Source organism: Ktedonobacter racemifer DSM 44963, assembly GCF_000178855.1.
Taxonomy (GTDB): Bacteria; Chloroflexota; Ktedonobacteria; order Ktedonobacterales; family Ktedonobacteraceae; genus Ktedonobacter; species Ktedonobacter racemifer.
On sequence record NZ_ADVG01000002.1, the window covers coordinates 1671324 to 1693798 of the forward strand.

At 53.6% G+C, this 22475-nt stretch carries 16 protein-coding genes; 5 read left to right on the plus strand and 11 right to left on the minus strand.

Going from position 1 to position 22475, the window contains the following annotated elements; genetic code table 11:
* Positions 1-70 precede the first annotated feature (70 nt).
* The 5 genes from KRAC_RS23540 to KRAC_RS23560 form a co-directional block, all read right to left on the minus strand.
* The gene (locus KRAC_RS23540) at positions 71-1162 is read right to left on the minus strand and encodes an ABC transporter ATP-binding protein (RefSeq protein ID WP_007911429.1); all 1092 of its coding nucleotides are present in this window, start codon (positions 1160-1162) and stop codon (positions 71-73) included.
* A complete protein-coding gene (locus KRAC_RS23545) occupies positions 1162-2328 on the minus strand; it encodes an ABC transporter ATP-binding protein (protein ID WP_007911431.1) in 1167 nt (388 codons plus the stop codon). Before KRAC_RS23545 ends, KRAC_RS23540 begins: the two co-directional genes overlap by 1 nt.
* Entirely contained in the window at positions 2328-3371 is a 1044-nt protein-coding gene (locus KRAC_RS23550) for an ABC transporter permease (RefSeq protein ID WP_007911433.1), read from the minus strand. The genes KRAC_RS23545 and KRAC_RS23550 overlap by 1 nt, the downstream gene beginning before the upstream one ends.
* Before the next feature lie 3 nt (positions 3372-3374).
* A complete protein-coding gene (locus tag KRAC_RS23555) occupies positions 3375-4370 on the minus strand; it encodes an ABC transporter permease (protein ID WP_007911436.1) in 996 nt (331 codons plus the stop codon).
* Between the two features lie 275 nt (positions 4371-4645).
* A complete protein-coding gene (locus KRAC_RS23560) occupies positions 4646-6346 on the minus strand; it encodes an ABC transporter substrate-binding protein (protein WP_007911437.1) in 1701 nt (566 codons plus the stop codon).
* A 779-nt stretch (positions 6347-7125) separates the two neighbouring features.
* Between KRAC_RS23560 and KRAC_RS23565 the strand changes: the two genes are divergently transcribed.
* Positions 7126-8160 carry an SIS domain-containing protein gene (locus KRAC_RS23565; RefSeq protein WP_007911439.1) on the plus strand — a complete coding sequence of 345 codons (1035 nt, stop codon included), beginning with the start codon at positions 7126-7128 and terminating at the stop codon, positions 8158-8160.
* 59 nt (positions 8161-8219) lie between these two features.
* Here KRAC_RS23565 and nagA read toward each other — a convergent pair whose 3' ends face one another.
* Positions 8220-9428 carry an N-acetylglucosamine-6-phosphate deacetylase gene (gene nagA / locus KRAC_RS23570; protein ID WP_007911440.1) on the minus strand — a complete coding sequence of 403 codons (1209 nt, stop codon included), beginning with the start codon at positions 9426-9428 and terminating at the stop codon, positions 8220-8222.
* Positions 9429-9885: 457 nt separating this feature from the next.
* On the opposite strand from nagA, the gene KRAC_RS23575 reads away from it, so the two are divergent.
* Both KRAC_RS23575 and KRAC_RS23580 read left to right on the plus strand, forming a co-directional pair.
* Entirely contained in the window at positions 9886-10626 is a 741-nt protein-coding gene (locus tag KRAC_RS23575; RefSeq protein ID WP_007911442.1) for a GntR family transcriptional regulator, read from the plus strand.
* Positions 10627-10661: 35 nt separating this feature from the next.
* Entirely contained in the window at positions 10662-11612 is a 951-nt protein-coding gene (locus KRAC_RS23580; protein WP_007911444.1) for an N-acetylglucosamine kinase, read from the plus strand.
* Positions 11613-11726: 114 nt separating this feature from the next.
* Here the strand turns inward: KRAC_RS23580 and KRAC_RS23585 are convergent, their stop codons facing one another.
* Positions 11727-12509, minus strand: a complete 783-nt coding sequence (locus KRAC_RS23585; protein WP_007911446.1) for a sugar isomerase domain-containing protein — start codon at positions 12507-12509, stop codon at positions 11727-11729.
* A gap of 544 nt (positions 12510-13053) precedes the next feature.
* Between KRAC_RS23585 and KRAC_RS23595 the strand changes: the two genes are divergently transcribed.
* On the plus strand, positions 13054-13920 hold the full coding sequence (locus tag KRAC_RS23595; protein ID WP_007911451.1) for a DUF1206 domain-containing protein: 867 nt from the start codon (positions 13054-13056) through the stop codon (positions 13918-13920).
* A gap of 87 nt (positions 13921-14007) precedes the next feature.
* On the opposite strand, the gene KRAC_RS23600 is transcribed toward KRAC_RS23595, so the two are convergent.
* Positions 14008-14922, minus strand: coding sequence for a hypothetical protein (locus KRAC_RS23600; protein ID WP_007911453.1), 915 nt, complete (start codon positions 14920-14922; stop codon positions 14008-14010).
* 20 nt (positions 14923-14942) lie between these two features.
* Entirely contained in the window at positions 14943-17252 is a 2310-nt protein-coding gene (locus KRAC_RS23605) for a BACON domain-containing protein (protein ID WP_169460935.1), read from the minus strand.
* Positions 17253-17711: 459 nt separating this feature from the next.
* On the opposite strand from KRAC_RS23605, the gene KRAC_RS23610 reads away from it, so the two are divergent.
* On the plus strand, positions 17712-19289 hold the full coding sequence (locus tag KRAC_RS23610) for an acyl--CoA ligase family protein (RefSeq protein WP_007911456.1): 1578 nt from the start codon (positions 17712-17714) through the stop codon (positions 19287-19289).
* A gap of 135 nt (positions 19290-19424) precedes the next feature.
* On the opposite strand, the gene KRAC_RS23615 is transcribed toward KRAC_RS23610, so the two are convergent.
* A complete protein-coding gene (locus KRAC_RS23615; protein ID WP_007911458.1) occupies positions 19425-20456 on the minus strand; it encodes a GAF domain-containing protein in 1032 nt (343 codons plus the stop codon).
* A gap of 220 nt (positions 20457-20676) precedes the next feature.
* On the minus strand, positions 20677-22425 hold the full coding sequence (locus tag KRAC_RS23620) for an AMP-binding protein (protein WP_007911460.1): 1749 nt from the start codon (positions 22423-22425) through the stop codon (positions 20677-20679).
* Positions 22426-22475: the final 50 nt, after the last annotated feature.

The window sequence follows — 22475 nt, forward strand, 5'->3', positions numbered from 1 at the left end:
GGGGGAACCCTCCTGCACCTCCCCTCTTTTTTTTACTGAACGCACTACTCTATTGCGTAACGGAAAAGGCTTATTCCGCTCTGGCCGTGGTCGTGGTTCCCGTTGTGCCAGTATACGGTATCGGCTGAGCACCATCACCATAAAGGAAACAATTAGTCCAGTGACCATTCCCCAGGTCGGTGCGGCCAGGGAAGCGCTCCTTACAGACAGGCATAGCATGGGGACAACGTGGATGGAAACGACAGCCAGTCGGAGGATTGATCAGGCTTGGAATCTCACCACGCGCGGGAAGCTGACCCTTATCCTTGTTCTTCACGCGGGTAGGATCAGGCGCAGCCGAGAGCAGCAAGCGGGTATAGGGATGCTTGGGCTGCTGCGTGACCTCTTCGCTTGGCCCCCCCTCAACCATCTGGCCTGCGTACATCACCAGCGTCTCTTCGGCGAAGTAGCGCGCACTGGCGATATCATGCGTGATATAGAGCAGAGCCAGTTGCTCCTCATCCTTCAAGCGACGCAAGAGGTTAAGGATGTCCAGGCGAATCGAGACATCAAGCATGGAGACAGGCTCGTCGGCCAGCAAGACCTCGGGCTGCACAGCCAGGGCACGCGCGATGGCGATACGCTGACGCTGGCCGCCGCTCAGTTGGTGCGGGAACTTCTCGATGAACTGCTCGGCAGGCGTCAGGTTGACGCGCCGCAGCAGAGACAAAATCTGCTCTGTCTCCTGGATGCGGTTGCGGGCATGACCGTAAATACGTAGCGGGCGGCTCAGGTGATAGCGCACGCTATGCACGGGGTTGAGCGAGGCAAAGGGGTCCTGGAAGACCAGCTGCACATGGCTGCGATAGGCATTTAAATTGGCGCCTCGTCCCAGTTTCACCGCCTCGTCACGGAAGCGAAGGGTGCCAGAAGTGGGTTCATAGAGGCGCGCCAGCATACGCGCAATGGTCGTCTTCCCACTACCGCTCTCACCCACCAGGGCCGTGGCCCGGCCAGGGTAGAGTGAGAAAGAGGCATCTTCAACCGCGCGAACCGCCTGAGCGGCTCCAAAGATCTTTATCTGGCGCAAAGGGAATTCCTTGCGCAAGTGCTCTGCCTCCATAATCGGCTGAGCGCCAGCATCCCGAACTGGCTTTGATGCAGTGACGTTTGACAAGCTCATTACGCACGGCTCCCTTCTATCAGGCTCTCATAGGCACCCGCCACCTCGGCTGCAGATGGTGCCCCCTGAGGCCGAAACTTTCTATCATAGAGATGGCAGGCCGCCAGTTGCTGCTGATTCTCAAGCGACGCGGGCTGAAGCTGAGGTACAACCTCAGAGCAGGCCTCAAAGGCCAGCGGGCAGCGCTCGCGGAAGGGACAACCCGATGGGATAAAACGCAGATCTGGCGGTGAACCAGGGATGCCAACCATCTTGCGAATGGGACCATGCAAGTTGGGGAAAGCATTGAGCAAGCCATGGCTATAGGGATGGCGGGGATGATCGTAGATCGCCACGCTGCTCGCCTTCTCCACCATTTTACCGGCATACATGATCGCGATCTGGTCAGAGAGCTCCAGCAGCAGCGACAGGTCATGCGTAATGAAGAGCAGGGCGGTATTAAACTCGCGGCAGAGATCGCTGATCAGCTGCAAAATCTCGCGCTGCACCACAACGTCGAGCGCCGTCGTAGGCTCGTCCATAATGATCAGCTCGGGATTGAGGGCCAGCGCAATGGCGATGACGGCGCGCTGACGCATGCCGCCACTTAACTCATGGGGATAACTATTCAGACGATCAGAGGCGATACCAACCAGGTTGAGCAACTCAATAGCGCGCTTTTTGCGCTGATTGGGACCCATATCGGGGCGATGAGCCTTCAACACATCTATGATCTGGTCACCAACCGACATCACGGGGTTAAGGGCGTTCATAGCACTCTGGAAGACAATAGAGACCTCGCTCCAGCGGAAGGCACGCAGTTCGGAGGGAGAGAGCTGCAACACATCGATGGCCTCGTCACCATTACTGCCTGTCAGTCTACCTTTTTTCGGCAATTTGCTCTGTACGGCAGCAGTTGCCCCACCTTCGTGTCCTCGAGGGTAGTAGAGGACCTGGCCGCCAGTGATATAGGCGGGTGGGCGCAACAGGCGCGAGATGGCATAGGCCAGCGTCGATTTACCACAGCCACTCTCGCCCGCCAGGCCCAGAATTTCGCCACGACGCAACACAAAGCTCACGTCTCGGACAGCGTGTACAGCGCCATTAGACGCGAAATAATCCACGCAGAGATTGTTCACCTCTAGCAAAAGGTCTTTTGACTGCTTCTTTACAGCCGTGTCCTGCATTATTTCACCACTTTCTTGTGCTTGATCTCTTTGGGTGCCGGCTCAGCACGCAGGCGTGGATTGGCGACCTCATCAATACCGAAATTAATCAGAGCCAGACCAGCCCCCAGCGCCGCGATACAGATACCAGGCGGGATAAACCACCACCAGAGACCAAGAATCAGGGCGTTTGTCTTCTGCGCCCAGTAGAACATCCAACCCCAGCTTACGGAATTGAGATCGCCCAGGCCCAGAAATTCTAGCGATGCTGAGTATAGAATAACATAAATTGTCGTACTTACAAAGTTCGCGGCAACAATAGAGATTTCATTGGGCAAAATCTCAAAAAAGATGATGCGCCAGGTCTTCTCACCGCTTGCCTTCGCCGAAGTCACAAACTCACGGCTACGCATAGAAAGAGTTTGCGCACGCAGGACACGCGCGCCCCAGGCCCAACTGGTAAAGGTCACAATCAGGGCCACCATCTGTGGGCCGCGCGGAAAGTACGACGCCAGGACAATCGCCAGGGGTAATGCAGGAAGGACCAGAAAGATATTCGTCACTAACGAAAGAACATCATCAATGATGCCACCAAAGTAACCACCCACCAGGCCAACGACCACGGAGATGAAGGTCACAGCGAACCCCGTGAAAAAGGCCCACATAATCGAGGTACGCGTACCGTAGATGAGCTGGCTAAAGATATCCTGACCCGTCACAGTTGTACCCAGCCAGTGCTGGGCCGAGGGAGGAGACTTCGAGAGATCAGTGAGCAGCGTGGGATCGGTATGCACGAATAATGGGCCAAAGATCGCCACCAGGATAAAGAGGCCCACGATACTACTGCCTACCGTTACCTTTTTATTCACTGTGATGGCGTGCCAGAAGCCGCGCAAGCCATTCAACACCTGCACATGAAAAGGATTGCCCAGGGGCAACGCCACCGATGTGGCAGTCGTCACGTTGGTACTGGCATGCGCGCCGACACCAACTGCGGCCGCTCCAGCTAGAGGTTCGTTAAGATTCTTTGGTGCAGGAGGCCATTGCGAAGAGGTATTAGACATCGTTTACGCGCTCCTTTCCTGGCGGACACGTGGATCAAGCAGGGTATAGACCAGGTCGGCGAGGAAATTGGCAGCCAGGATAGCCAGAGCAATAATCAAAAAGATGCCCTGGATAAGTGCATAATCCTGGCCCTGCACCGCCTGCAAGAGTGTATAGCCAATACCCGGATACGAGAAGACAATCTCGGTAAGAAGCTGCCCGCCAACAATCGTACCCAGCGAGAGGGCGAAGCCCGCGACATTGGGCAGAATAGCATTGCGCGCGGCATAAGAGAACATCACACGCCTGGGCGCCAGACCCTTGGCGTTTGCCATCAAGACATAATCTTCAGAGAGCGTCGTAATCATCGAGTTGCGCATCACCAGCAGCCAGCCAGAGACGGAGGAGAGCACAATCGTCAGGGCGGGCAGAATGCCGTGGTAGAGCGCGCTGAAAATAAAGTCAGGTGACCAGCCTATATCCAGCGCTGTATCAAAGCCATCCGAGAAGGGGAACCAGCCAAGCGTATACCCAAAGATATACACAATAATCAGGGCCAGCCAGAAATAGGGGATCGAAGACAGAAACGTCGTCGCCGGAGCCAGGAATGTATCCAGGAACGAGCCACGCTTCCAGGCCATAATAATACCAAGCAAACAGCCAAGGATAAAGCTGACGATGACCGCAATGCCGCCCAGGACCAGCGTCCACTGGATGCCTTGTGCGATCACATCTTTCACGGGGGTTGGATAGTTGGTGAGCGAGGTGCCCAGGCGGCCCTGGAGCAGATCGCCCAGATACTTAAAGTATTGTACATACAGAGGATCGGTCGTGTTGAGACCAAAGGCAGCCTGGAGCGCCTTCTCCGTCTCTGGCGCCAGATGCCCTTGCCGTTCGAAGCGTAGCATCATGGCCTCAGCGGGGTTACCGGGTGCCAGACGAGGGATAAAGAAATTGAGCGTGACCGAAGCCCAGAGAGCGACAAGATAAAACAGAATGCGACGTAACAGGTGACGCATAACGGTACTCCTTATAGCGTGCAAGCCAGTTCTACCAAGCCAGGGTAGAAGCTACAAATCCTGGGCTTACCTTTACCGGATCGTAATAGTAGCATAGCACGATAGAGATACAGAAAGAATGCAAACCAGTATCTGCCTATTCGGAAACCTGAGCGCGAAGCGCTAGCCGCGGGAGCGGCGTTGGTTTCCACATAAGATCTATAAGGCACTGGTGGAGGTAGGGAAAATGGAGATGGCCCTTGCGGGACCATCTCCACCGGATTTCGGATAGAAACTTACGATACAGGAGTCAGATTGAGTACAATCTGGAGGTTATCAGGCGCCGCATAGGCGGCACCGACAGCGTAAGCATTGTCTTTGTCAGGCCAGCCAGTGAAGTTCTTGCTGCTGTACTCATACCAGGCAGCGGCGTTCACCAGAGGCACAACTGGCAGCTGCGTAGCGAAGATCTTCTCCAGAGCCTGGATGTCGCTCTTCTGCTTCGCCTGATCCGTTGTGGATGCATAGTCATTCAGCAAGGCATCGCTCTGCTTATCATTCCACTTTTCCCAGTTGAAGCCATTGGGGGAGAGGTTCGCGCTATTCAAATGGGAGTTGTAGAGGTAGAAGGGATTCGGGCCACCGAAGAGGCCACCGATCAGCATCTGGTACTTGCCGCTGTTACGGGCATCGAAGTACGCGGTATCCTGAATGGCATTGATGTTGACATCGATACCGATATCTTTCAGGTTCTGCTTGATAACCTGGCACATCTGCTCCCAGTCGGTCCAGCCAGAGACCACCGTCAGGTTGAAGGACATCTTCTTGCCACTCTTGTCTTTGAAGAAGCCATCGGAACCCTTGGTGTAGCCGGCATCCTGAAGCAGCTTGGTTGCCTTATCGACCTGGGCTGTCTTCTGCACGTCGGCGTAGGTGGGATCCAGGTAGTCTTTGTTGTTGGGCAGGATCAAGCCAGTGGTGCTGGCGGGCTCCACATAGCCACTCTCAGCCTGCTTCGACAGCTGCTGGCGATCCAGCGCGGCGCTGATGGCCTGGCGAACGGCGACATCATTGAAAGGCGCCTGGCCCAGGTTGAGATAAAGCGCGAAGAGGTCGGTTGGCGTCATCCAGTAGTGGTTGTGCGCGGGATCCTTGGCAACAAAGGTGGTATCCAGGTCGGGAGCGAAGAAGCCACCCCAGTCGATCTGACCCTTGGCCAGTTCGAGCTGCAAGGTGGTGTTGTCCTTCACGGATGGGTAGTGCAGTTCCTGGATCTTCACCTTGTCGGCCTGCCAGTAGCTGGAGCTCTTGGCGTAGACCAGCAACTGAGCTGAGAACTTCTTCAGGGTGTAGGGGCCGGTACCAACCGGGTTCTCGTTCGCAAAGGTGGTAGGATCGCCAGCGCCCTCAAAGATATGCTTGGGAACGATGAAGGTCTGGCCAGCGATATACCAGAACAGGGGAGGATAGGGCTTCGTGAAGTTGATAACAACGGTCTTGCTATCAGGCGCGGTCACGCTCTGTAAATAACCGCCTGTCCACAGGCCCTGCGCATCGGCAGCTTTGTACTGCTTGAGCATATTGAACGTGAAGGCTACGTCATCGGCGCTAAAGTCTTTGCCATCGTTCCACTTGACGCCATCGCGAATGGTAAAGGTAAGCTGTTTGTTGTCGCTGCTCCACTTGTAATCTGTAGCCAGCCAGGGTTTGTTGGAGCCATCAATTTTGTTGATGTAGTACAGCGTTTCATAAACCATGCCCTTGACACCCTCGTTGGCATTGGGGTTATAAGGGCTAAGCGCCTTGGTGAAATCGCCACCAACATGCGCACCAATGTTGAGTACCGACTTTTTGCTGCTATTACCAGAAGATGGGGAGTTGCCGCCACAGGCGACCAGCAGCATAGTGAGGATGACCAGCAAGGAACAGAGCCACATGCCGGCGCCCGTCTTTTTACGGAACATCACTGTCCGCAAGCTAGAAGAGACAGAAGACACGAAAGACCTCCTGACGCTGAAATGGCAAAGCATATGAAAACATCGAAAATATCGAAAGCATCGAAAGCATCGAAAGCATCTATATACTTGCCTCTTCAATACACATAAAACGTTATTGGTTGAACAGGACCTCTCCAACGAGATACACAGACACCCATTGTCTGCCAGCGCGGGGGATAGCGTCTAAATAGTCAAGTCGTTTGCCTGGCGCGAAAGACAAGAACAGCAAGCATATACTATAGAACCTTCCACAGGGCAAACGGCGCCGAGCCTTCTTTATGAGAGAAGGTCAACCCGACAAAATCATCTCTATGCAAGCTACCACTTAGCATAAGCGTAAAACGCTGCTTCTTCTCCTTTCTCCTCAGGGGACGCTACTAGACTTGAATTCTCCCAGACCCTCAATACAAGCAATTCAATCTATGGATCTTTTTTGGGAGTGAAGACTTGAATATCTTAGTAGTACTTTAACTCTTCTTTCTCCAAATGTCAAGTCATCTAGACCACTAGACCAAAAATTCCGTTATTCCCTGCAAAATCCTCCTTTGCACCTCTGTGCCTGACTCTTTGTTAACTGTTTCTTCTCTGTAATCAATACTACGTTCGATTACCGGACAAAAATCTCATCCCTTTCCCTTGTAAAGAAGCAAAGGGGTCATTTTCCAGCAGAGGCAATGCCTAGTCATCTAGACCACTAGACCATATTGTGTGTTATAGTAAAAAGGACTGGAAAGTCGGTATGTTTATCACCACAAGGCTACTCAACGAAGGAGTTCTCAATGTCCTCGCTACTCGAACAAGAAATATACAGCCAGCCCGAGGTCATCACCCACTTACTCGAGCAAGAGACAGAGCATATTACGAACGTGGTTGCCCAGTTGCCACCATTTGATTATGTCCTGATCGCGGCCCGCGGCTCATCTGATCATGCTGCGACATACGCCAAGTACGCCTGGCCGATCATGGCTGGCTATCCTATCGCGCTCGCGGCCCCTTCGCTCCATACGCTCTATCACAAAGCCCCTCATATGCGCAACGCCCTGGTAGTTGGTATTTCGCAATCGGGACAGTCACCAGACATTGTCGCCGTGCTTGAAGAGGGGAAACGCCAGGGACGTCCCACGCTTGCCATCACAAACGACGGTGGCTCTCCCCTGGCCGCTGCTGCCGATCATGTCATCGAACTGCACGCGGGCCGTGAGCGCAGCGTGGCCGCGACAAAAACCTATACCGCGCAGCTCGCGGTGATGATGCTCTTCGCCGCAGCCTGGAGCGGGAACCCCCAGCGCATGACGGAGCTACGACGCCTGCCAGAGATCATGCGCCAAACACTTGAGATGTCTGCTCCCCTGGCCCAGCGCGCTGAGCGCTATCGCTACATGGACCAATGCGTGGTTATTGGTCGCGGCTATAACTATGCCACCGCGTTTGAGCTCGGCCTCAAACTGAAGGAGCTGACCTACGTTATGGCCACCTCATACTCCTCCGCTGACTTCCGCCATGGCCCAATCGCCACCGTGGATACTGGCCTGCCCGTCTTCCTGGTGGCCCCCAGAGATGCCACGTATGATGATATGCTTGATCTCGCCAGAGATTTAAAGCAACGCGGAGCCGAACTCCTGGTGATCTCAGAGGAGCAGGAAATTCTCTCTCAGGCGACAACACCACTGGCGCTTCCACCAGCAGTGCCTGAGTGGCTCAGCCCCATCACCGCCATCCTGCTTGGACAGGTCCTGGCGCTTCATCTTACGCTGGCAAAGGGGCTGGATCCCGATGTTCCACGCGGCTTACAGAAAGTGACGCGCACGCTGTAAAGTCACATGCGTGAGTGCTATTTCAGGCTCGCAACGAAACGGAGAGGGAGGCGCTTAGTTTAAAGCGCCTCTTCTTGCTGCTTCAAGAGGGATAAACGCTCCTCCCAGGCTGGCTGAGTATAGATGACGCGCCCCTGGCACACCGTGGCTTGCAGTTCCAGCGCCTGGTTGAGGATGACAAAGTCGGCATCGTAGCCTGGTCGCAGAAGCCCCTTGTGATCCGCGACCTTGATCGAGCGTGCGGCGTTATAAGACAGCATGCCAGACGCCTCTTGCAGGTTCACCGGCGTCATCTCCAGAATATTTCTCAACCCCTGGTCAAGTGTCAGAATACTCCCCGCCAGTGTGCCATCCTCAAGGCGCGCCGCGCCACAAATCGCACGCGCGACCTGGCCCGCGAACTCAAAGGTGCTATCCGGAACGCCCGCCCCCGCCTGGGCATCCGTAATCACGATGGTGCGCTGGGGACCCAGCAACTTCACCAGCACATACATCATCGCGGGATGCACATGTACACCATCGGCGATCAGCTCGCCCATGACATGCTCAAGAGGGGCGATAGCGGCCAGTGGACCGGGGTTGCGGTGGTGCAGGGGTTGCATGGCATTAAAGCAGTGCGTGACATGCGAGACGCCATGTTTGACCGCCTCAAGCGTCTGCTCATAGCTGGCCTCGGTATGGCCCATGCTAATGGTCACTCCCTCAGCCAGCAGGCGCGCCATCATCTCGTTGGCTCCCGCCAGTTCCGGGGCAAGCGTAACCAGCTTTAAATAGCCTTCAGTCAGCTCAAGGACGCGCTCAGTCTCTACCAGGCTGGGCCTGCGTAACCAGATTGGAGGATGGGCGCCTCGCTTCTTCTCATTGATATACGGTCCCTCAAGAAATATCCCCAGGGGTTGAGCACCCTCGGACCTGTGTTGCCAGTTCTTGATCGCCGACACCGCGGTTTGTAGCTGCGCCTCTGGCATACAGTTTGGCGTGCCGACCACGGCAACCAGGTACGATGTTACCCCAGTGGAGGCGACCCAGCGATTATAGGCCAGGATCTCCTCTAGCTTAGTGGTATGGAGATTATGACCACCGCCGCCATGGGTGTGAACATCAATAAAGCCGGGCAAAATAAACGTGTCAGTGGCATCAATCACCACTTCAGACTGCCCATCAGCCTGGTTCACCGTTTGAATTGTCCCCTGGGCAATAGTCATATTGCCCTCAGCTACATCCATTGTAGCATCGACTAAGCGAGCGCCACTAAATGTAAAACGCATTGACCTCTCCTTCAAGGCGAAACCTAAAAAATACGATAACGACATAACATCTTTTGTGCGGCTTCCCCTGCTATTGATACGTAACACACAGCACGGTTAAATTGTACAATTTTCTTTCTGGACATGTACGCACCTTGGATATCCAGATCTGCTTCATTGCTAGCTTCACCGTCCTTCATTTCTCATTGTCTTCCCAGTCTCTCCCTTGACGCCATCCTGCATTTATGAGATTATGACAGTGCAAGCTGGTATATACAACATACCAATTATACCATCTCTCTTTTCACAGCAGAAGAATAGCAAGCAAACTGGCACAAATACGTCATAGAGAAGGTCTCACTTCGGGGCAGAAAAGGCTAGCCACTGCCCTATAGAACGCTGTACCATTTAGCAATGTCGCTAGCATCGTGCTTGTACGCTGGAGAGCATCCACGGAAAGAGGTATGGAACCTATTTTATGCAAAGCCGAAAAAGCCCCCTACCACGATACTACCAACTCAAGGAGATCATGCGCGAGAAGGTAACTTCTGGCGATTGGAAGCCAGGTGATCTCATTCCTTCTGAGCGCGAGCTTGGCGAACAATATGGCATTAGTCGTATGACCGCGCGCCAGGCGCTCACCGAACTGGTGAACGAGGGTCTCTTTTATCGCGAACAGGGCAAAGGCACCTTTGTCAGTCGCAACAAGATTACCCAGCAGTTGATTCGCCTGACTGGCTTTACCGAGGATATCAGTGCGCGTGGTCAGGCCCCGGCAACACGCGTCCTCAGCATGCATATGATTCCCGCCACAGAAGACCTTGCCGAACGCCTGCGCCTGCACGTTGGTCAACCTATCTTCCGCCTGCAACGCCTGCGGCTCGCCGACAACGAACCTCTCGCAATTGAGCGCTCCCACCTCTCATTTATTGGCTGTGAAAGGCTTCTGGATGAGGACCTGGAGACACAATCGCTCTACCGCGTTCTGGAAAGCAGGTATGGCATCCAACTCATCCAGGCAGAACAGGAACTTGAGGCGGGCCTCACCAATGAAGAAGATGCAAAGCTGCTGAATCTTCCCATAGGAAGTCCCGCCCTCTATACGCGTCGCACCACCTATACCAATCGTGATCTACCCATTGAGTATGCACGCTCGGTCTACTGTGGACATAAATACACATTCTACACCCATATGCTACGGAATCAGTTAGTTCCATAAGTGTGCACAGGGTATATGTCTCGCAAGGAGCAAGTATGACAGAAGAACAGACCCTTTCAGCTCCCCTCGGCTTTCTGGGCATCGATGGTGGTGGAAGCAAAACGCTGGCCATCCTGGTTGATGAACAGGGCCGCGAACTTGGGCGTGGGCAGGCTGGCAGCGCGAACTATGCCAATGTCGGGCTTGAGCAAGCCAAAGCAAGCATCTACCAGGCTGTGGCTGCGGCCCGTGCCCAGGCGCCAGGTGCAGTTGAGGTGCGTAACGCTTGGATTGGGCTCGCGGGCATCGATACCCCCCAGGCGCGCCACGACTTCACGCCTCACCTGCGCGCACTGGCTCCCCACGTGCTCTTGACCAATGATGCTGAGCTGGGGCTAAGTGCCCTGCCTCAGGCCGTTGGCATCGTCCTCATCGCTGGTACAGGCTCCATCGCGCTTGGACGTGACCTGCATGGCAACATACAACGTAGTGGTGGCTGGGGGCACCTCCTTGGAGATGAAGGGAGCGGTTACGCACTGGGGCAGCAAGCCCTACAGGCCGCTGTACGCGCCGCAGACGGGCGTGGACCCGCCACCACCTTAATGCACCGCATCCTGGAGCGCTGGCAGCTCACCAATCCCTATGATCTGATTTCCCACATTTACCCTCTGGGTGATAAAGCCATAATTGCTCAACTCTCTACCTGTGTCCTGCAAGCTGCACGCGAAGGAGATGCCGTGGCCAAAGAGATCGTTCACCATGCTGCTGAAGAACTCGCGCTGGCCGTCAGTGCAGTCTATAAGAAGCTGGACTTTGCGGGACAGCCACTGGCCGTGGCATTGTGTGGTGGCTTACTTATACACGAAGAGGCATTTCGGCAGCAGGTCATAGAGCAACTCAACCAACGCCTCACGCTTGGTGAGATCGCGCTTGTGGATGAGCCTGCACGCAGCGCGGCTCAGGGGGCAAGTAATCTTACGAGCACCACTCATTGGCAACAGGCCTAAATGCTGAGTAGCATGGCCGACGCTGCAAAAGCACGCGTCTACATATAATGGTACGAAGCATGCTTCGTACCATTATATGTAGACGCGTGCTTTTGCAGCGTCGGCTGCCTAACTCTATACTGGGCGGATACGATCGGCGTAGTACTGGACCAGGCGGTTATTGCGTTCCATTCCTCCTGGTACATTGGCGGAGAGATAGACTGGGGCCTCCAGTCCTTGTTCAAGCAAGAGGGCAATAATACCCGCGGTCAACATCTGGGCTATAAGCGCACCTGTGACGGAAGAAATAGCGCAGGCGGTACTGCCATCGGGTAAGGCCAGCAAGGCATCGCCGAAGGGTGCCTGGTTATCGATGACGAGGTCGGCAAGCTCATAGAGCTTCTTGCCAGAGGGATGACGAGCAGGGGACTGGTGCGTATGGGCCAGCGAGGTGACTGCCAGCAAGGTGTGGCCTCGCTGCTTCACCTGTTGCGCCACCTCAACAATAGCGGCATTTCCACCAGAATTTGAACAAATAAGAAATAGATCCTCAGGCTCAATATGGTAACATCCAAGCAACTCTTTACCGGCCTGGAGATCGCGCTCGATATCAGGATGCATCACCACTTCAGGGGACCACCCCGCGCGTAAGGCCAGGTCCTCCAGATCCAGCCGATTCACAGGGACCAGCCCACCAGCCCGGCCAGCCAGTTCCATGGCGAAGGCGCGTGAATGGCCTGTCCCATAGGTATGGATCACGCCACCACGCGCCAGGCAGGCAGCACACAGGCGCGCCGCCTCCCGCAAACCCTCCATCTGCGTTTGCTGTAAGCGTGTAACACTCCGCATCGCCTCCTGCCAGTAACGCTCCATGCTCACGCCAGTCGAAGCATCATTTACTTCTCTCTGTTGACTCATAAAACCTCTGCTTCTGGAACCCCCTGCGCTTGAGCCCTGTCACTTATACACAAATATGCGATCTTGAGAAAGAACACGGAAGCGATGCGCTGCAGGTGCCTCGTTTTTCCCCACACGAGAGGTGACACTCTTTCGGTGAAAACGTCGCTTGTCTCGCCAAGCTGAAAGCACATCATTATGCACCAAGGGGCGTTTTTTTCAACACCTTTCCCTCGCATCATTCTGAGGATCTTCTGCAAACTTTCATATTTGTGTATAAGTGACAGCGCTTGAGCCAGGGGTTCCTGACACATTGTCCTTCTCTTCCTTACAGTAAGGGAACCTACAACATAATGCTCTTAGTATACGTTATCCTTCACAGCTTAACGCATCCTTTCGCACCGTTAGCGCGTGATAAGAGTAGCGTAATATATTGCACTTGCCTTAGAAGGAATACTTTCAACATTTAGACATCAATGTATCTTTTCAGAAATTCTCGCTTATAAACATTTCCCTTAGGCATAGAGAGAACTTATGAAATGATATTAATAAAGGAGTGACTCTCATGACACAAATGAAAGGGCATATTAACCAGGCAAGCCAGGATATGGGTGACGCCGCCAAAGACGTGGCCTACAGCAAAGGCATGACCGTCTTCGCCCGTATTGGCTACGCCGTGCGCGGTATTGTGTATGTCTTGATTGGCCTACTTGCCATTGAGCTGTCGGTTGGACACGGTGGCAAAACAACTGATCAGACAGGAGCCCTTCAAACCATCAACCAGCAGCCATTTGGCAGATTCTTGCTGGCAGTGGTCGCCATTGGTCTCTTTGGTTATGCCATCTGGTCTCTTTTTCAGGCCATTCTAGACACAGAGCACAAGGGGAAAAAGACCATGGGCATCATTGGCCGCATTGGCTATGCCATTACCGGCATCTCGTATGGCCTGCTTGCCTACGGCGGCATTCAGACAGTAATGAGCGGATCCAGCCACCAGTCAAGCTCGACACAGCATACCCAGGACTGGACGGCGCGCCTGCTGCATACAAGCTTTGGCGTGCTTCTGCTCGTGCTTGTTGGTATCATTGTGATAGGTCTGGGAGGGTACCTCTGTTTCAGGGCCTATAAAGCAGATTTCGTCAAACATCTCTCGCTCTACAAAATTCAGCCAAATATTCGCAAAATGGCGGTGTTCGCGGGACGCTTTGGCTATGCCGCGCTGGGTATTGTCTTTGTGATTATCGGCATCTTCTTATTCGTCGCCGCGATCCAGCATAACGCCTACGAGGCCAAAGGTCTGGATGGGGCCTTACAGGTACTCTCTCAGCAACCATTTGGCGCCTTTATGCTGGGTGTTGTCGCGCTGGGCATGCTCTCCTATGGCGTCTATTCCTTTGTTGAAGCACGCTATCGCCGCATTGGTGTAAGGTAAGCCACCCTGTCAAAGCACGCGTCTACATATGATAGTTGATATGTAGACGCGTGCTTTGACAGCATCGTACCTAGTATGCCCTCCAGGTTAGAGATCTGGATGCACCAGTGCGCTCACAGCCCCTTCATAGCTCGCCAAAAGCTGGGACAAATCCTGCAATAAGCGTCCCACCCGGTTCATTTGCGCAATGATTTCACTCCGCTTCTGCAAATCATTGCGCAAATTTTCTTCGAGAAATTTTAAAAAGACCATCGCATCCTTAACATGCAAATAGAGCACACCTTTTTTAGCATTCATTTGCAGGTGCTTCTCATACACCTGGGCCAATTGTGCCAATTGCGGGCTGGCGGGTAATCTGGGCATGGCTTCAATGTTCTCCATGGTATCCTGTCGTGGAAGTGAGGAGAGTTCTTCGGTATGGGACTGGGGTTCGTGCATCTCCAGGGTTTCAGATAAGGCACGCACAAACTCCAGAAACATATAATATAGGTCGGCAATAAAGCCACGGACGCGATGAAGCGCATCCTCGACAGAGTGCTGCTGGTTCTGGGGCAGTTGCCCCTCCGCTTCTGGGTCAGTGGTAGCCTGGATTTCATCCAGCGTTGCCATAACCTCATTGAAGCGCACCACGAATGCATCGAGAGTATTGCCATTGCCCATATGCAAATATGTGCTATATACGCGATAGAGCGCCTCCAGGTGAGGTTGCGCTCCGGCAGCCGTAAACGCTCCCTGGTTCTGCTGGGCAGGGATCGCCAAAGAAGGTGCCGTCATTTGAGGCGAGACAGGCATTGTGCTTGTATCCTGCTCCTTTGGTGCGTGGGTTGCGGCCAGTGGACCCCGTAAAAACTGGAGCGTCTTCTCAATATCCGAAGCCAGTTCCACACGCTGCTCCTCTCGCAAGACAGCGTTGTATTTCACCATACTGAGGCACGCCAGGACTGTCGCGATTGCGTGCTCCAATTGTGACATTGGGGGCTGCGGTAAATTATCCCGCATCATGCAATGCTGCCCTCCCTTTTTTAACCCAGAACATTTAAGACAATAGTAATAACCTGTGGACTGCCTTTGATGCTGGCGCCGTTGCTGTCATAGGCTGTCAACGTCACATGTCCCCGGTAGGTACCTAAGATTTTTCCCGCAGAGTTCACGGCTATACTTAGCTTGTTTCCGCCACTCGTATTACTTCCCGTCGTAGAAGAGAGCGAAATCCAGGATGCGTCAGTACTCGCGTTCCAGGTCCCACCACAGGCACCTGTACTGGCGAGAGCAATCTCCTGTGCCTGCGGAGTCGTATCCAACAAGGTGGCCTGGAATGTCAGCGTGCTCGGCGAGGCACTAAACGTGCAGGATTGCACTGTTTGCTGGGCAACGATGAGATTGATCGCGACCGTTTGTGGACCACTTATCACGGCCTGGCCAGCGTTATCCGTCGCCGTGACCTGGACCTGGGTAGTATAGCTACCAGCGGCAAGACCCGCAGCGGTAACACGGACAGGAATATCGACAGAGCTACCTGCATCCAATGCTCCCTGAAGTGTCTGTATTAGCAGCCAGGATGCGCCACCAGTGATTTGCCAGGAGAGACCTGCTTGCCCAGTATTAGCCAGGCTAAGACTCTGTTGCGTACTACTGGCCTGACCCGGCGAAAGCGTAAACGAAAGGTGAGTAGGTGTAACCACCAGAATGGATGTTGTCTGTGGCCCCGTGGGCAGAACTGTCGCTTGCACACTGACCATCTGACTTGATTGCGCAGTCTTCAGCACAAAGGAGCCTGTATACATCCCGGGTGCCAGCTTCGTGGCATCCACGGTCAATGCCATATCCGTCGAGCTCTGCGCATCTAGAGTTCCTTGCGCCGGGCTGATCGTCAGCCAGTCGCTCTGCGAGCTGGCCTGCCAGGACAATTTCGCATGACAGCCAGTGGGGACATGCAAGCTCAACTGGTGCGGAAGAGTCATCTGTTGCCCAACGCTCACGCGCGCCATGATACTTGTCACGCTGGGGCGCACTTCACAGGGTGGGCGCACCACCAGGGAGAGCGCGATAGATTGCGGGCTGTTCAACGCCTTCTGGTCTGCCTGGAAAGAGATAATGCCGCTATAGACATCGGTAAAGAGCGACTGACTATGCATAGATAGGTGAACAATTTCGGTTTTACCGGGTGCGATATTCCCCATCCTTGGGTCTACATGCAACCACTCTATACGCTGCTGAAAACCGGACTCCTCAGAGAGCGAAGCTAGTTGCACCTGGCTAGCAAGCGACCAATGAAGTTGTTTATTGCCTGTATTGGTAATCTTCAGGGTGCCTTCCACTGCATCAGTCGCGCCATCAAAGGTGCTGGCTGCAATCGCTGGTGGAGATACCGTCAACACAGGACCCGGGTCGCCTGGCAAAGGCTTTACCGTCATTTTCACCGTTACCTTTTGCATGCCACCTGTACTGGCCATAATCAGCAGCGATCCCTTATATTCGCCAGGCTGTAGACCTGCACGAGAGACGGCCAGGAAGATAGTCTGGCCATCACTAAAGGTACCGAAGGTTGGTGTAGTAAACAGCCAGGCTGGCTTGACATTGCCAATCGTCCACGAGATAGTTCCCCCACCTGTATTACGTAGACGCAGGGATTGAATAGAGTTTGAGCCTTGTAAGCTCGCTCCCATATCAAGCGTGGTCTGGCTCAGTTGCAGACTGGGTGGCTGAACCGCGCCAACCACATGCAATGTGGCATGGGCAACATTACGTGTGGTGGCATCCTCAGCCTGTACAATATGCTCTCCCGCCTCCCAGTTTGCATCAATCCGCAAGCGCACCCTCGCCTTCCCGGCTTCATCGATTTGCACATAGTTATCGGGTTGATTGTGGGGGAGCGCTAGTGTCTGAAGCAGGCGCACCGCGACCTGCATATCACGCGTGATACGCACATGGGCACGAGGCGTAAAGCTGCTCAGGCGCAACTCGATTGTCTCTCCATGCGCGACCACGCTCTTCTCCAAAACCAATGCAGGCTGGGCACTCCCTCCCTGACCCAACCGAAAATAGAAAAAGGCCAGTGCCCCATCAGCAAGTGCCAGCAGCAGCAAGACGGCAGCAATGATTCTCCAATGTCTGCGCACCCATGTGCGTCGGTATGCGGGACGAGGCGTTGTCGGAACCAGGCTAGAAGGGAACATATGCTCCGCGGAGATCGGCGACAGCTCTGACAACGCAGGTGTCACTGGTAGCTTCGGCAGTGCAGATACTGGCGGCTTCGCGGGCGAAAGAACATGCCCTTGTGTACCAGCCGAGAAGAATGTAGATGAATGCTCCTGCCCTGGAGAACTCTCCAAGAGAGCGATCTGGCATTTTTGACAGAACGCGACATCATTCGCACATGGATTGTTACATCGGAGACATTGATGCATCAAAACACTCCTGAAAGGCACTATAACCACCAACCCCAATCAAGGTCTCACCTGGAAGCGCTCTAGTTTCTTGAGAGCGCGAGCAGCTTATTTTTTAATATGCAAGATAATTGCTCTTCCCTATTCTACATTGGATAAGTATAATTCTCGAATTTTTACCCCATTGGTCATGTTCTTGCATATGCAGTTCTACAAGATCCCTATACGCAAATATACAACATTACCTGTTACACAATGTATACTTAGGAAAATATATTTTTTATCTCCTTACCGGTGTATTCGCCGCAAGGAGAAAGAAATGGGTGTTCCTCACCCTGACAGGAGGAGGTCCTTCTGCACTTCCTCTTTTTTACCAGCTGAACCACAACAGCGAAGGAGCTATGTATGACGGAGAAAGTCTATCGCACAGAGTTGACACCTGTCAGTTTCCTGGAGCGCAGTGCGCTCATTTTCCCTGAAAAAGTAGCTGTTATTCATGGTCAGCGTCACTACTCCTACCTGCAATTTGCGCAGCGTGTTTACCGCCTGGCTGCGCAATTACGGGCGTATAGCCTCCATAAGCACGACCGCGTTGCCTTCTTGTGTCCAAATATTCCACCCCTACTGGAGGCACATTATGCCGTGCCAGCCGCAGGCGGCATTCTTGTCGCAATCAATACGCGCCTGAGCTCCAATGAAATCAATTTTATCCTGCAACATTCTGGCGCCAGCTTTCTCTTTGTGGATAATGAGCTCTATCATCTCGTGGAGCAGCTCAACCTCGACGCGCTCCAGGTAATACGTATCGCCGACGATGGCACTGACGACGATCCATACGAGCAATTTCTGGCCCAGGGCAATCCACACCCCCTGCATAGCTGGCTGGTTGATGAAGAGGAGACTATCTCCATCAACTATACCTCCGGGACAACCGGCAACCCCAAAGGCGTGATGTACACCTACCGGGGCGCCTATCTCAACGCGCTTGGTGAAGTCATCGAAACAGGCTTGAATAGCGAGAGCATCTACCTCTGGACACTGCCTATGTTTCACTGCAATGGCTGGTGCTTTACCTGGGCAGTGACGGCTGTGGGGGCCACCCATGTCTGCCTGCGCAAGGTAGAGCCGGAACAGGTGTGGGAGCTCCTGGAGAACCAGAGCATTACTCACTATAATGGCGCTCCTACCGTCCAGATCTTTCTGGCCAACCATCCCAAAGCTCATCCGCTCTCGCGTCCCGTGACGGCGACTATCGCGGGTGCGCCTCCCTCGCCCACCTTACTGGGACAGCTCAAAAGCCTGAATATTCGCCCACTTCATGTCTATGGCCTGACCGAAACCTATGGCCCCTACACCGTCTGTGAATGGCACGAGGAATGGAATATGCGCTCAGAAGAGGAACAGGCAGCCCTCCTGGCGCGACAGGGACAGGGCTATGTGACCGCGGAGCAAGCGCGTATCGTCAATCCAGATCTGGGGGACCTGCCCAAAGATGGGAGTACCATGGGTGAGGTCGTCATGCGTGGCAATAACGTTGCCAAGGGCTACTATGGCAACGAACTGGCCACAGAGAAGGCCTTTGCTGGCGGTTGGTTCCACTCGGGAGATATCGGCGTCTGGCATGAAGATAACTATATTGAATTGCGTGATCGCGCCAAGGATGTGATTATCTCAGGCGGCGAGAATATCTCTACCATCGAGGTCGAGCAACTCATCGCCCGTCATCCAGCGGTACTTGAATGCGCAGTGGTTGCGATCCCCGACGCCACCTGGGGCGAGCGTCCCAAGGCCTTTATAACGCTTAAACCTGAAAGAGAGGCCACAGAGGAGGAGATCATTGCCTTTTGCTGGGAACGCCTGGCCCATTTCAAATGCCCCACAGCAGTAGAATTTGGCCTCCTCCCCAAAACCTCAACTGGCAAGGTGCAGAAATATGTGTTACGCGAGCAAGAATGGCAGGGGCATGAGAAACGCATCAACTGATTGACATACACATGTTTTTTTTGACTTGCCCCCTCGCGCCTGCGGCGCTCACGTTGGGGAGTAGGGTGAAGCGTGCTGGTAGCCGCAGGCTACCAGCACGCTTCACCCTACTCCCCAAAAATGATTTGCCCCACGCTATTCAGCCTGGAGGGGATGATATTCCTCTTGCATCATATTGAGATCTACCGCCAACCCCAGGAGTTCTTGCTCAAGTTGGCTCCAGACGAGTGCCTCCGCTTTCCGTATATCCAGGTTCTCGCCGCTACGCATGCTGGTCAGCATCACCTCGGCAACCCGCTGGCGAAAATTGAAGAGCACCTTCTCCTGATAGCTTGAGTGCGGCATAATTTGCAGGCTAATCTGCTCTAGTGGATAAAACTCTTCATAGTCGAAGACCAGCGAGAGTAGTTCGGCATATTGCTCTATCAGCTTAAGTCGGTGAGGCAGAAAATAGTTGGGGACAGCGCTTGAGACCAGGAGGCATCCAGCCACCTTTGACTCGCGGTAGATGGGATAGGCAACCGCGCTCTTCTCCAATTGGTCCCAATGCACAGGGCGTACTCCCTGCTGCTCCTTTGAACGATTCTGCAACACACTGGATTGGCAGGTCCCTACTACATAGCCTGAAAGCGATTCCATACCCAGAAAAATAGCATGCGGCTCCAGATTTGTGGGCCAGGGCGAATTCCCAAACCCTATACGTTCACGCAAGCTACACACCTTGCCATTTTGAGACGGTGGCATACACTGAATAAGGATCACGGCCATGCCTTGCTTTTGTGAATCCAGTTGGTCAAGGGCGTGACGTAGAATTAAGTTAGTGATACTCCAGGAGCGCTGTATGTGCGGCATAATGGTATATGTATTGAAAACCTGTGTATACAATGCTGAAGGAATAAGGTCCTGTTCCTCCCCTTGCTTACTCAGTTCTAAGCCAAAAGAAAAATCGGGGAATTCGATTACAATGAGTTCTTGCAGTTCGGCGCGATATTGCGGCAATACAGAAAGCAGGCGACGTAGATGCTGGTAGCGTGGATTCGAGGCATTGCCTGCCCAGCGCCCCAGAGTCACAACATTGACACCCAACAGACCCGCAATCCGCTGTCGCTCCTGCATATCTTGAATGATACTGCCAAGTAGTTCACGCCAAGAGGTATATTTCTCCACGTTCCTACCTTAATCAGAGCTTTTGTAGCTACATTTTTATCATTATATCTTTCAAAATAATAACAGTCTTCGCACTATTACGTCAATTGCTTGTGTTGCTTTTGCCGTTTTTTAACAAAATTCTAATATGCGCTTGCTCGCATGAAGAGAGAAAGATGGTGCATTTGTGCTTTTGCATAAATGCACCATCTTTCTCTGAAAAAAGTTGGCGTGTGTGTGCTTATGCAGTCTCGATAGAGGCTGCATCCTGTAAGCCTAGTTCAGCGATGGCCTGCTGGCGCATCAAGTACTTCTGGATTTTACCGGAGATGGTCATAGGGTAGGCATCGACAAACTTAATATAGCGCGGGATTTTGTAGTGCGCGATCTTTCCCAGGCAGAAGGCACGCAGATCCTCTTGACTGACGGACGCGCCCGGCTTTAGCTTAATCCAGGCCGCGATCTCTTCGCCATAGCGCTCATCGGGAACCCCAATGACCTGCACGTCGCTGACCTGGGGATGGGTATACAAAAACTCCTCGATCTCACGGGGATAGATGTTCTCCCCTCCCCGAATGATCATGTCTTTGATGCGCCCGACGATATTAATATAGCCCTCTTCATCCATCGTTGCCAGGTCACCTGTATGCATCCAGCGCGCCTGGTCAATGGCAGCCTGCGTCGCCTCAGGATTATCCCAGTAGCCCAGCATAACGCTATAGCCGCGCGTACACAATTCTCCTGGTATGCCCTGAGGCACGATCTGGCCGCTTTCAGGATTGACGATCTTAATTTCGAGATGCGGATGAATCTGGCCCACTGTGGCGACGCGCTTCTCAAACGGCGAATCGAGCCTGCTCTGCACCGAAACAGGTGCTGTTTCTGTCATACCGTAGCAGATCTCTACCTGTGACATATGCATACGGTTAATCACGTTGCGCATGACTTCAATGGGGCAGGGAGAGCCAGCCATGACTCCGGTCCGCAGGCTGACCAGGTCAAAGGTATGAAAATCTGGATGTTCCAATTCAGCGATAAACATGGTCGGCACACCATAGAGGGCCGTACACTGCTCCTCTTGTACAGCCTGTAACACGGCCAGAGGATCAAAGCTCTCGGAGGGGTAGACCATGGTTGCGCCATGCGTCACGCAGCCCAGGTTGCCCATAACCATGCCAAAGCAATGATAGAGCGGCACAGGAATACATAATTTGTCTTCATGGGTAAAATTTTGCAGGCGAGCTACAAAATAGCCGTTATTGAGAATATTGTGATGGCTTAGCGTCGCGCCCTTGGGAAATCCAGTCGTACCACTCGTATATTGCACATTGATCGGATCATCAAATTCAAGCGTGCGCTGGCGAGCGTACAGCTGATCAATACCAACCTGCTCAGCTCGCTTGAGCAGCGCCTCCCAACTGAACATTCCCTCAGTTGCGTCTTCTCCCATACAGATAACTGTATGTAGCGCTGGTAGCCGGGCTGATTGCAACGCTCCTGGCTCGCAGGTCACAAGCTCAGGGGTAAGCGCCATGACCATTTCAGGATAGTTTGAACTCTTGAACGCGGGGGAAATAACCAGCGCGCTACAACCGGATTGCTTGAGCGCATACTCCAGTTCATGCAGACGATAGGCTGGATTAATATTGACGAGGATAGCCCCAATTTTGGCGGTTGCGAACTGGGTCACACACCATTCGGCGCGGTTGAGCGACCAGATGCCGACGCGATCTCCCTTTTCAATTCCCAGGCTCATCAGACCCCTGGCGCAGCGCTCCACCTGCTCATGCAATTCGCGATATGTCCAGCGTATCTGCTGAGCATGCGCAATCAGCGCCAGGTGATCTGGATAGCTGGCAACTGTCTGGTCAAACATATCGCCAATGGTGAGCCCCAGGAGGGGAATATCACCGATGCCGCTGATATAGCTCCACTTTTGCACTGCCTCCTCAGACGTTGCCTGGGGGACCACTATCTTACTCTCCGTCATGGCTTGCTTGCTCCTCTTACTAAAACCGCTATAGGCCAGGCTCTCATCCT

What these genes read in the sequence shown, in the direction of transcription:
- KRAC_RS23600 (WP_007911453.1), bottom strand. Translation starts at nt 14,922, where the DNA reads ATGATGCGGGATAATTTACCGCAGCCCCCAATGTCACAATTGGAGCAC.
- KRAC_RS23620 (WP_007911460.1), bottom strand. Translation starts at nt 22,425, where the DNA reads ATGACGGAGAGTAAGATAGTGGTCCCCCAGGCAACGTCTGAGGAGGCA.
- KRAC_RS23565 (WP_007911439.1), top strand. Translation starts at nt 7,126, where the DNA reads ATGTCCTCGCTACTCGAACAAGAAATATACAGCCAGCCCGAGGTCATC.
- KRAC_RS23555 (WP_007911436.1), bottom strand. Translation starts at nt 4,370, where the DNA reads ATGCGTCACCTGTTACGTCGCATTCTGTTTTATCTTGTCGCTCTCTGG.
- KRAC_RS23540 (WP_007911429.1), bottom strand. Translation starts at nt 1,162, where the DNA reads ATGAGCTTGTCAAACGTCACTGCATCAAAGCCAGTTCGGGATGCTGGC.
- KRAC_RS23595 (WP_007911451.1), top strand. Translation starts at nt 13,054, where the DNA reads ATGACACAAATGAAAGGGCATATTAACCAGGCAAGCCAGGATATGGGT.
- KRAC_RS23550 (WP_007911433.1), bottom strand. Translation starts at nt 3,371, where the DNA reads ATGTCTAATACCTCTTCGCAATGGCCTCCTGCACCAAAGAATCTTAAC.
- KRAC_RS23545 (WP_007911431.1), bottom strand. Translation starts at nt 2,328, where the DNA reads ATGCAGGACACGGCTGTAAAGAAGCAGTCAAAAGACCTTTTGCTAGAG.
- KRAC_RS23610 (WP_007911456.1), top strand. Translation starts at nt 17,712, where the DNA reads ATGACGGAGAAAGTCTATCGCACAGAGTTGACACCTGTCAGTTTCCTG.
- KRAC_RS23580 (WP_007911444.1), top strand. Translation starts at nt 10,662, where the DNA reads ATGACAGAAGAACAGACCCTTTCAGCTCCCCTCGGCTTTCTGGGCATC.
- nagA (WP_007911440.1), bottom strand. Translation starts at nt 9,428, where the DNA reads ATGCGTTTTACATTTAGTGGCGCTCGCTTAGTCGATGCTACAATGGAT.
- KRAC_RS23585 (WP_007911446.1), bottom strand. Translation starts at nt 12,509, where the DNA reads ATGAGTCAACAGAGAGAAGTAAATGATGCTTCGACTGGCGTGAGCATG.
- KRAC_RS23575 (WP_007911442.1), top strand. Translation starts at nt 9,886, where the DNA reads ATGCAAAGCCGAAAAAGCCCCCTACCACGATACTACCAACTCAAGGAG.